The organism is Alcaligenes sp. (genome assembly GCF_050255915.1).
Classification (GTDB): Bacteria; Pseudomonadota; Gammaproteobacteria; order Burkholderiales; family Burkholderiaceae_B; genus Alcaligenes; species Alcaligenes aquatilis.
This window is the reverse complement of the sequence record NZ_JBFWIQ010000025.1, coordinates 1-10,837: the sequence shown is the minus strand read 5'-3', so window position 1 is coordinate 10,837 and position 10,837 is coordinate 1. Positions and strand designations below refer to the sequence as shown.

Genomic DNA, 10,837 nt, shown 5'->3' with positions numbered 1-10,837 from the left:
GGTTGTCGAGGCGTTTTTCAAGGCCAAGCTGGCTGGCCTGGGCCACGAGTGCGCCGCCGTGGCGTATCTGGATCACCAGTTCAGGCTGATTCGATACATGGAAATATCGCAGGGCACCATCAGCCAGGCGTCGGTTTATCCGCGTGAGGTCGTGAAGACGGGGCTTCGTTTGAATGCTTCAGCAGTGATTATGGCCCATAACCACCCGAGCGGATCGCCGACCCCCAGCCAGGCCGACATCACCTTGACGACGCACCTAAGAAAGGCGTTGGCGCTGATTGATCTTCGCTTGCTGGATCACATCATCGTGACCGGTTTGGGCACGTCATCAATGGCTTCCATGGGGCTGATTTGATCTAAGCGGGTCGGTTTATCACCGGCCCGCGTTATGAAAAGAAAAACTGTTTGGAACTTTTATGTTGCGACGTGTCAAAACTATTAACTCCGGAGTAAGAATCACTCGCAACAAGACTAATAAGGGAGTTTGCAATGGAATTTTTCGCCATTGAAGATCACCTGGTTCACTGCTACACGCGGAGACAGGCGATGGCTGACGGGATGCTTGTCGATATCAGCGAGGCAGCCGTCGAAGCAGGGTTCAGGGCTCCGGTCGCCATGACCAGAACCGCATGGGCCGATTGTGTGGAGTGGTCACAAGCCACTGCCGACCGCAAGGCGATATTGCAGGATGAGGAGGGCAGGCTGTGGGATGTGGTGTACATGGCCATGTTGGCCGCACGACGCAGCGAAGGCATGTCCCGCACGGTGTTCGATGTGTATCGCGTGCCGGTGAGCGGCAAGGGCGTGAAGCTCCGTCGGACCACGCTGGTGATGCAAATTGGCCCCGGTGATACCGGGGAACCCGTGATCACGATTTCGCTTCCCGGCGAAGACTGAAACGAGATACCCGGATCCGGCAGGCCCGCGAAAGCAGGGCGCCGGATCGTCGAAATCATTCATAGGAACGCGATATCATGACGCATGATCTGGATAGCCTGGCACAGGCCGTTTGGCGGTCTCATTTTCTGGGTATTTCGTACCGGCTACCGCCCATGACAGCCAAAGAGCTGGGCATACTTTGCCGTTTGCTGGAGTTTCCCGTCCTGCAGGACGCGGCGAACGCCGGTGGTGGTCTGCTGCAGTAACAGCGGAAGGCGGAAAAAAGGCTGCACTGGCTGGGTGCCAGCGCAGCCTTTTTTCATACATCAAGCTGAATCGTGCGCTTCGGCTGCTGGTGGTGGTATGCGCTAGTTGAATGCCTGAGTGATGCGGGGGAGGGGATGCGTTCCCTTTTTTGGGGTGATGGTGACGGTGAGTGTTGCCCGGCGTTTCCGGGCCCCAGGGCATAGACCTTGCAGTCACTGACGTGCCTGCAGACGCCTTGACGTGCTGAAACGTGAAGCGTGTTTCATCCCTTAAAGGCGTCTTAAAGGCGTCACACATGACGCACCCCGGTTGGGTGGAGGGAATGCAGGGATGGGTTGGTTTCGGGAGGTTTGCGAGCGAAATTGTTTGTGGCTGAAGCAGAGCTGGGTTATTGTTAATATTGTTGATTTTTATAACATTTCATGTGGGTCGGTTGTGGCTTTCAGTTCGGGCGATCTGCCGTAGTTCGGCTGCGTGATGGGTTGGGAGATGAGTCGGATACGGTAAAGGTATCTGCTGGATACTTGGTTGAGACAGTTTGAGACTTTCGTTGCACCACTTGTGGATCATCCGATGAGCGGATGGATAGGGGTTGAGGACGTAGGTGCCTCTGGCACCATGTTTGAGGTGGAATCTCTTTCGAGAGAGCATGGTTGACTGCCTGAAAACGGCCAGGAGCGGTCTGTTCCGAGCGGCAGGTTTGCAGTCGCTCAAATCGCGAGGAAGGGGCAGGTAGTAATTTCTTGGATAGTGTTACACAATTGCGGTGAAATTTTGTATATGGCAAAGAAAAAGATGAAAGCATCCAAGAAGCTGAATGTTGGAAGTGAATTTGGGGAATGGCTGCTGGAAGAGAAAATCGGCGCCGGAGGAAATGGCGATGTTTGGAAAGCAGCAAAGCCAGAGCAGCCATCCCAAGCCATAAAGATCTTGCGATCAGTTAGCAATGAAACCTATGAGCGCTTCAAAATCGAGACCAGCACGCTTGAAAAGTTGGGGCGCATGTCAGGAATCATTCCGCTGATCGAGAAATACGTTCCAGATGACAAGTCTGGTTCGACGCCGTGGTTCACAATGCCTGTTGCTATTCCATTTGAGAAATACATCCATGGGCGCCAACCATTCGAAATCGTTGACGATTTTATCGAATTGGCCAAGACGCTTCAGCAACTGCACGCTCAAGGCATTTCTCACAGGGATATTAAGCCTGCTAACTTCCTGCACTATGAAGGTCGACTTTGCCTGTCTGATTTCGGACTTGTAAAGTACCCAGAGCGTACTGCAATCACCCCACCTCGTCGGGATGTTGGCGCAAAGTTCACCATGGCTCCTGAGATGCGCAGACAGGCCCACTCGGCAAATGGCCTTCCTGCAGACGTTTACTCATTCGCTAAATCGCTTTGGATTGCGCTGACGGGCCAAGAACTGGGCTTTGATGGTCAATACAGTCCACTTTCCACATTGGCACTCTCCAATTACCTGGTGAACACGTACACAACCACGCTGGACCGCCTGCTTGAGGAATGCACGGATACAGAACCCGACCGGAGACCAACAATGACGGGCGTCATCGCACGATTAGAAGAATGGCTCTCTATCTGCAAGGATTTCCACACACAGAACCTGACCGAGTGGACCGAGCTCACGCGTAAACTTTTCCCATTAGGTGCCCCGACACGCAGCACATGGGAGGGTGTTGACGCCATCTGTTTGGTGCTTGCGGAAATTGCTAAGGTTCCGTCCCTAAATCACATGTTCTATCCCACAGGCGGAGGAAACACAATTACAGCTGTGTCAACGGCCGCCGAAAGCGGGATGATAGCCCTTCATATTGGCGAGAAAATGGTGGAGCTTCTGAAGCCGGCGAAGCTTACCTTCGAGTCTTTTGGAAACAACACGAGCTGGAGTTACTTCCGACTTGAAGCTGCACCGTTAGAGCCAAGTGGCGTCAAGAATGCGCTCAATAGTGAGCGAAGCTCTGAGGCATTGACTGAGATCTCGCCGGGGCACTATGAAGCTTACGCGTGCTGGGAACAAAACGAATACAACGGCGAGCCCTTGCCCGATTCGGCTAGGCCTGCCGCTCGCTATCTCAAAGGTGCATTTGTCTTCTTTAGCACCCGATCCGCCTACAACGCGGACCCAAGCACCTACGACGCTAGGCACAATAAGATGTCAGAAGAACAATTCAGGGCTTACATCGCACGTAATTCACAATGCGACTAGGTCATATGTTTGGGGCAGCATTGATTGGCTGCTCTAAGGCGATGAAATCAGGAGTTCAGATGTCTCTTGAGGGTCGAAAGCAGACGATTTCCAACGGCAACCTCCGACCTATTGTGTTGAAAAACTCGGTTTGAATGCTGAGAAATTGGACTGCTCAAGTTGCTTTGGGATGGTTGGTTTTTCGGCGCGACGCAATTGCTTCAGGAATTCCGTCCCTTCGTTACCCTCAGACGGGTATTTCTTGTGTCTTTTGAACGCTTGGCATGAGCCACTTGGCCATTCGTCGTAAATTTTGCGCAGTCGCCGCCAGCAAGAACTCGTCTTGTGCCCCGGAGAGTCCCCGTAGTCGCAACCGATCCAGCTTCAAGATGCGTTTGAGGTGAGCAAATAGCATCTCAACCTTCTTTCGGTCGCAGCGTGATTGCTGGTACTCAGGTGTTGCAGCAATGGCCCGCGCCACATTCCGCTCAGCTTCATGAATGCTACGAGCGATTTTACGCGTGGGTGTGTTTGGACAGCATTGGCCTTTCCGCGGGCAGGCAGTGCAATCAGATTGGCCGGATCGGTAGATAATCGTGTCCGCTTTGGTAATGCGTGTGCGTGGATTTTTGAATGCGCGCCTGTCGCTGCGTAATGCATGTCCTTCCGGGCAACGGTACTCGTTTTCCTGTTCATCCCAAGTAAAGTCACTGCTTGAGAAAGTACCATCCTTGCGTTCGGTTTTATCCCAAACGGGAACGTGCGGCTCAATGCCTTTTTCCTGAACCATCCATCCGAGCATAGAGCCCGTTCCATAGGCAGTATCGCCCACCAAACGACGAGGCTTGAGCTCGAACCGTTGCGCTACCCGATCCACCATGACCTTGGTCGACTGCACCTCTTGGGTTCGATAGGCCGGAGTGGCTTCCACATCCACGATAATGCCTGCCTGTAAATCGATCAGGTAGTTGGTCGAGTAAGCGTAGAAAGCTGGACCACCTGGGGCTGCAGTCCAACGCGCGGCAGGATCGGTTAACGAAATGTTCTTCGCAGGCGTCGTCGGATCTGTCGATGCGAGGATGTCCGCATCGGTAGGATTACTTCCCTCCAACGCTTCGAGGTACTCGCGCACTGCGCGGCTTTGTTGCTCGCGTTGACGCCAATCAACGGCGTCAGTGCCGGGAATACTACGGGCTCGATTGGCATCAGCCTTGATGACACTTGCATCAATGGCGAATCCTTCGCCCGCCACAAGGCCTTCGGTCATACACCGGCGCAGGACAGACTCGAACACATGACGTAATGCCTCACTATCGCGAAAGCGACCGTGCCGATTCTTGGAAAAAGTTGAATGGTCGGGCACCGCATCTTCAAGCCCCAGGCGACAGAACCAACGATACGCTAGATTAAGGTGAACTTCTTCGCACAGCCGACGCTCAGAGCGAATGCCAAAACAGTAGCCCACGATCAGCATGCGCACCATCAGTTCCGGATCAATTGATGGCCGACCTGTGTGGCTATAAAAAGGGGCGAGATGTTTACGCAAATCGCCCAAATCAAAAAAGTGATCAATGCCGCGCAACAAGTGCGTCTGAGGTATGTGATCATCCAGGTTGAAGGAATAAAAAAGCCTATCCTGCAAGCCTGTTTGTTGACCCATCATCGCGGCATCCTCCCGTTTATCGACTAAACGTTAGGATATCCAAATGCGTGCATTTCGGGGAGTTTTTCAACACAATAGGCCGAAACCTGTCACACTGCGTATTCCGCTGAAACTGGACACGCATTCCACGGCAAAGCGGTCAGCTATTCCACGGCAAACTGGACACGTGATCCAGAGCAAACTGGACGCCTCGGAGCGAAGCGACGCGGGGTTGTTGAGTTTTTATGCCGAAACGTCGGCGACAGTCAATGTTGAACGGCTTTTACGCTGCGATTCGCCGCGTAGTTTGAGCGCATGGGCGTTATGCACCAGGCGATCCAGAATGGCATCGGCCAGGGTCGCATCCCCGATGGCCTCGTGCCAGTGTTCGACGGGCAGCTGGCTGGTCACAATCGTTGACCTGCGTCCATGCCGGTCATCCAGTATTTCCAATAAATCGTGCCGGGCCTCGGGCGTCATGGGTGCCAGGCCCCAGTCATCCAGCAATAAAACATCGACCTTGGCAATCTGCGCCAACAGTTTGGGGTGTCGTCCGTCCGCCTTGGCCAGCGCTAGTTCCGGGAACAATCGAGTCATGCGGCAATACAGCGCCGTGTATCCGTGGCGGCATGCCTGATTCGCAAGGGCGCAAGCCAGATAGGTTTTGCCCACGCCGGTGGGCCCGGTAATCAGGATGTTGCAACGAGCACTGGCCCAACGGGTGTCCAGCAGCGCCATGAAGGCCGATTTGTCCAGGCCGCGTGCGGCCTTGAAGTCAACGTCCTCAGGGGTGGCTGCCAGCTTGAGTTTGGCCCGGCTGAGCCGGGCAGCCAGCATCTTGCTGTCACGCAGGGTGTACTTGGTCGAGTAACAAGCCCAGGCGCTCTTCGAACGACAGTGCGTCGATGTCGCGCTGGGCCTGTTGTTGCTCAAGCGCACGTGCCATCCCCATCAGCTTGAGCGCCCTGAGTTTGTCTAATGTCGGATGCAATAGCATTCGGACTCCTTAATGATAATAAGTAGTCGGCCCTGAACAATCCTGCAAGCCAATGCTGGTGCGGGTTTCAGGGTAATTTTGGTGGTTTGAATTTGCAGGATTTGAGATAATGTGGGCAGGTTTTCCTGCAAATTTCTCCGGTGTTTTTATGGGCCCCAAGCCGATTATTCCAGGATCAGGCGAGTTGTTCCGCCAGACGCTGCGCGAGCAAATCAACCTGAAGCATCCCTTGGTCAAGCTGGCCGATTTGATTGAATGGGAACGCATCGATGCGGTGTGCTCCAGTCGTTTCAAGTCAGGGCGTGGCCGCCCGGCGACTTCGCCCCGATTGATCGCCGGCCTGCTGTATCTGCAACACGCGTTTGACCTCTCGGATGACGATGTCGTGTGGGGCTGGGTCGAGAACCCGTATTGGCAAGTGTTTACCGGTGAAACGTACTTGCAAATCGAGCCGCCGATTGACCCGTCGAGCCTGACGCGCTGGCGCCAGCGTCTGGGCGAAGAAGGGATTGAAGAGCTGCTGGCGGTCACCATTTCTGCGGGTCAGCGCTCCGGAGCGGTACGCAAGAGCAGTTTGAAGACGGTGATTGTGGATACCACGGTCATGCCCAAAGCCGTGGCACATCCCACGGACTCTCGTCTGCTCGAGCGCAGCCGTGAGCATTTGGTGAAGGCGGCGGGCGAATGTGGCTTGAAGCTGCGCCAGAACTACAACCGGGAAGCGCCGAAACTGGCCTTGCAGATAGGCCGTTATGCCCACGCCAGGCAGTTCAAGCGCATGAATAAAGTGCTGCGCACGAAACAGATTCTGACCCAGCGCACCAAAGACAAGAACAAGCTTTACGCACTTCACGCGCCCGAAGTCGAGTGCATCTCCAAGGGCAAGGCCCGCACGCCCTACGAGTTTGGCGTGAAGGTCTCGATCACCACAACGCTGAAAGAAGGGTTTGTCGTCGGAGCACGCTCTATGCCCGGCAATCCGTACGACGGGCATACGTTGCCAGAAGCGTTGGAGCAAGCCAGCATTCTGAGCGAGACACCCATTCATACCGCCGTTGTGGATCGGGGGTACCGAGGTGTTGAGGTACCGGGCACCCGAATACTGCGATCAGGCCAGCGCCGAGGTATCACCAAAGGCCTGAAAGCGATGATCAAACGCCGAAGTGCGATTGAGCCGACGATCGGCCATATGAAATCGGACGGAAAACTGGACAGAAACTGGCTCATGGGGCGGTTGGGTGATGCCATTCATGCCATTCTGTGCGGTGCTGGCCACAACATTCGCCTGCTGCTGCGCCGGCTGCGGCTTTTTTACGCCCTGATGCTGGTGTGGTTGGTTGGCCCAATCAATGAAAAACACGGGATGGCGGTGTGATGTACTGCCACCCCTTTACTAAAAAACTGAATTGTTCAGCGCGGACTAAGTAGGGCCACGTACATTCGCATGCAGTGGCAAGGTTGTGGTTTGTGGAGAATCGATAAGCAGAGGATGCTTGTCCATGCCGGTCTTCAGAATGGACTGGATGGACCGGTAGGACAGTGCATTGACGTGAACAGCGCGACGGCATGCGGCTTCCAGCCGATCACTGCCGTAGGACTTGCCCAGCCGCAATACGCCCAGGCATGTTCGATAGGCTTGCTCAGGGTGGCGCCGGGCGGCAAGCAATCGATCAATGACCACCTTAGTCCAGGGGCCGATCTGTTCGGCCCAACGGCTCATCCGCTCGGGTGACCAATTCAGGTACTGCTGATGCTTGAGTGGTAAATGTTCGGCAACCGTGCTGTGGCGACCCTTGACGTACGAGCGTACGTGGCTGGCCACACGCTTGCCCTTGGCAAACACCTCCAGCACGGTATCGGTCAGCCGGGTATCGACCTGTTGACGTAACCAGCGATAGGGGACGGAGTAGTAATGGCCGTCGACCTCGATGTGGCAGTCAATGTTCACGCGGGCCAGGCCCCATTGGGCATACTCATACGGGGTATCCGGCAGCGCGCTCAGTGCGGGCCGGTCAATGGTGTCGAACAAGGTTTGACGGTTGCCGGGCAACTTTTTAAACGCACGTGTGTTCAAATCCCGCATCAACTGGCCGATCGCGGCATTCAGGTCAGCCAAACTAAAAAAACGTCGGTTACGCAGGCGCGCCAGAATCCACCGCTGCACAATCAGCACCCCGTTCTCCACCTTGGCCTTGTCACGTGGCTCGCGCGCTCTGGCGGGCAACACCGTAAACCGGTAATACGCGGCAAGCTCGCGGTACGTAGGATTGATCTGCGGGTCGTAGAAGGAGGCGGCGGTGACGGCACTTTTAAGGTTGTCGGGGATGATGACGCCTGGCACGCCGCCCAGATGGGCCATCAGTCGAACATGCGCGCCAATCCAGTCGGGTAGTCGTTGACTCCAGGTGGCCTCAACGTAGGTATAGTTCGATGCCCCCAGGGTGGCGACAAAAATCTGGGCCACGCGCACCTCGCCCGTCTCAGGATCAATGATGTCAACGGTTGCGCCGCTATAGTCAACGAAACAGCGGCCTGCCGGATGATGCTGACGCAGGGTGATGCCCAGCTTGCCGATATAACGCTTGTAGGCATTACAGAACCAGCTCAGTTGATAGCCGTCAGGGTGGATGCCTTTGTATTCCTGCCACGCCAGCGTGAGCGTCATGCCCGGAGTTCGCATGGCAGCATAGATGGCGGGCCAGTCGGGCTCAGGCCGCTTCAGTGTCACAGGTGGAGGCACCGGAAAGAGCCGACGATTCAGCTCATCATCGTCAATCTCGGTCGGCAACGGGTAGCCCAGACCAGCCGCCTGGGCGCGCAGGATGTAATCGCCAATCGTGGTAGGTGAAACGCCCAGTGCCTGAGCGATCAGCCGCCGGGACTGCTTCTGTTCAAAGTACAGCCGCAAAACTTCTTTGATGCGACGCATGGATAACCTCTTGTTGGCCACGTCATCCTCCGAAAAAATCGAAGGATGACATGGCGGTTATCCCGCTTGGTTCGCTCGCTCAAAGATGTCCAGTTTGCTCTGGAATCACTGTCCAGTTTGCCGTGGACCGGCCGTCCAGTTTGGCCTGGAATCAGTGTCCAGTTTGCCGTGGACTAGGCGTCCACTTTGGCCTGGAAAACGCACACACCAATCATTTGGCGGTCACGCTCTGAGGAGCATTGGATTCTCTATAAATTTGCGTCAAAAAATGAATCAATGTTTCCTCCTTTTACCCCATCCCTCCCGGCCAGATCAATAGCCAGACCCTTCCTCCTTGCCGTTGCCACCGCCTCCGGCAACTTCGCCTCATCATTCGTAAACACCTTCACACTGTGCCTCTCCCGCGAAATGCTCACGTAGTAGGTATCCTGGGCTGTTGTTCTGCTTTGGCTTTCAGCGTTGTACAGCACGCGGTCACAGGTCAGTCCTTGGGCGCTGTGGGCTGTTGTGGCGTAAGCGTGATCCAGGTGCAGCGGTTGACCGTCAGGCAGTTCAATCCAGCGGTTTGCGGCCTGAACGGTCACATGTGTGTCTGACACGTGCACCACCTGTAGCCTTTGTCCGTTCACCAGATCCAGTTCGGCGTTGTTGCGCGTGATCCGCACCCAGTCGCCGGGTGATAGTTCGGCCTGGTGTTCGCGGTACACCGAAAGCTTCGACAGGCTTCTAAGGTTGACCTCGATGGCTTCCGATGCAGGTTTGCCGTAAGGCACCACACTGATCCGGTCAGCATGCTCATCGCAGCGCGTCACCCTATACAAGTGCCCGCGTTGCAGGCCGCAGCGGTAGTTGCGTTCGGGCTGGATGATGTCGCCCTGGGTGTAATACTTCGCGCAGCGCCGCTCGGCGCGGGTGGTGTCGTGGCGGGTCAGCAGGGTGAACATCTTGCCCTGGCCTTTTAATCCCAGCAGTTCATGCACGCGTTCGTTAATGGCCTGGCGTGATGCATTGGTGCCGGTCACGATCAGGGTTTTACCCTGCTCCAACGCACTCAGAGCGGTGTATTCCTGAGCAATCGCGTTGTATCTATCCTTTCCATCACGGGTTTTTCCGCCATGTTCATCAGTGGTGATGGCATCCGGAATGCACACCACGTCATCGAGCAGTTTCAGCGATTCACTTGCCCGGCCGGTCGCCGCCAGCGTCACGGCCTGGCGCAGCCGTTCGCTTTGCTGACGTTGAATGTCGCTCATCACCACGGTTTTCATACCTTGCTCCTGCAGCAGGGCAAAGGCGCGGCCGGCTTCCACGGCTTTGGTTTGTGCCGTATCGCCCAGCGTTACGATCTTGGCGCCTGTGGCTTGCACCTGGGCCAGCAGTTTGTCCATCTGGCGCACAGGAATTACCCCGGCTTCGTCAATCACTACCACGGTTTTCGGGCTCATGTCGTGTCTGGCCCGGCGTTTGTTGCGGGCGTTCAGGAAGGCCGACACGGTTTGGGCGGCAATGCCATCTTCGCGAAGATTGTTCACCTGGCTGCCATAAGGGGCCAGCGCCACCATGCTCAACCCTTGGCGCTGCAGCAGTTCCTTGGCCGTCTGCAGGGCATACGATTTGCCCGTGCCGGCCATGCCCTGTATGCCGGTGATCTGGTTGGGGTGATTCAGAATCAGTTCTACGGCTTTGCGTTGGCCGGCGGTCAGGCCCTTGTCTTTCAGGGCATCGTACAGTGTGGCAGGGGGCAATGTGGGCTGCACGGTACCCCGGCCTTGCCGTTCTGCCTGCACAATGCGCTGCTCTGCCTCCAGGGCTACACGGGTGGCATAGGTGGGCTCATCAAACACCAATCGGCCTTCACGTATGGCGTTGTCTATGGTGTCAAGGGCATCGCCATAGGTGCGGCCATGTTCGGCCACCA

Annotated in this window: 8 protein-coding genes and 1 pseudogene; 5 read left to right on the top strand and 4 right to left on the bottom strand. The window is 55.8% G+C overall.

All coding sequences use genetic code 11. From position 1 onward, the window contains the following. From AB7E06_RS19065 to AB7E06_RS19050, 4 genes are all read left to right on the top strand, one after another. Positions 1-355 (top strand): JAB domain-containing protein (locus AB7E06_RS19065; RefSeq protein ID WP_427958155.1); only part of this gene is annotated, 355 nt, incomplete at its 5' end. A gap of 134 nt (positions 356-489) precedes the next feature. Further along, positions 490-897 carry a DUF6573 family protein gene (locus tag AB7E06_RS19060; protein ID WP_427958153.1) on the top strand — a complete coding sequence of 136 codons (408 nt, stop codon included), beginning with the start codon at positions 490-492 and terminating at the stop codon, positions 895-897. Positions 898-974: 77 nt separating this feature from the next. After that, positions 975-1,145 (top strand): hypothetical protein, encoded by a 171-nt coding sequence (locus AB7E06_RS19055; RefSeq protein WP_427958151.1) that lies wholly within the window; start codon positions 975-977, stop codon positions 1,143-1,145. A gap of 781 nt (positions 1,146-1,926) precedes the next feature. Then, positions 1,927-3,372 carry a serine/threonine protein kinase gene (locus AB7E06_RS19050; RefSeq protein ID WP_427958150.1) on the top strand — a complete coding sequence of 482 codons (1,446 nt, stop codon included), beginning with the start codon at positions 1,927-1,929 and terminating at the stop codon, positions 3,370-3,372. A 226-nt stretch (positions 3,373-3,598) separates the two neighbouring features. Here AB7E06_RS19050 and AB7E06_RS19045 read toward each other — a convergent pair whose 3' ends face one another. Both AB7E06_RS19045 and istB read right to left on the bottom strand, forming a co-directional pair. After that, positions 3,599-5,014: a transposase gene (locus AB7E06_RS19045; RefSeq protein ID WP_427958148.1), complete on the bottom strand. Its 1,416-nt coding sequence runs from the start codon at positions 5,012-5,014 to the stop codon at positions 3,599-3,601. Positions 5,015-5,236: 222 nt separating this feature from the next. Further along, positions 5,237-5,990: pseudogene (istB, locus tag AB7E06_RS19040) on the bottom strand (IS21-like element helper ATPase IstB). Between the two features lie 148 nt (positions 5,991-6,138). Here istB and AB7E06_RS19035 point away from each other — a divergent pair. After that, on the top strand, positions 6,139-7,365 hold the full coding sequence (locus tag AB7E06_RS19035; RefSeq protein ID WP_427958157.1) for an IS5 family transposase: 1,227 nt from the start codon (positions 6,139-6,141) through the stop codon (positions 7,363-7,365). Positions 7,366-7,410: 45 nt separating this feature from the next. On the opposite strand, the gene istA is transcribed toward AB7E06_RS19035, so the two are convergent. Continuing rightward, the gene (gene istA / locus AB7E06_RS19030) at positions 7,411-8,919 is read right to left on the bottom strand and encodes an IS21 family transposase (protein WP_427958146.1); all 1,509 of its coding nucleotides are present in this window, start codon (positions 8,917-8,919) and stop codon (positions 7,411-7,413) included. 248 nt (positions 8,920-9,167) lie between these two features. Next, on the bottom strand, positions 9,168-10,837 hold a 1,670-nt coding region (locus AB7E06_RS19025), incomplete at its 5' end, for an ATP-dependent DNA helicase (protein WP_427958144.1).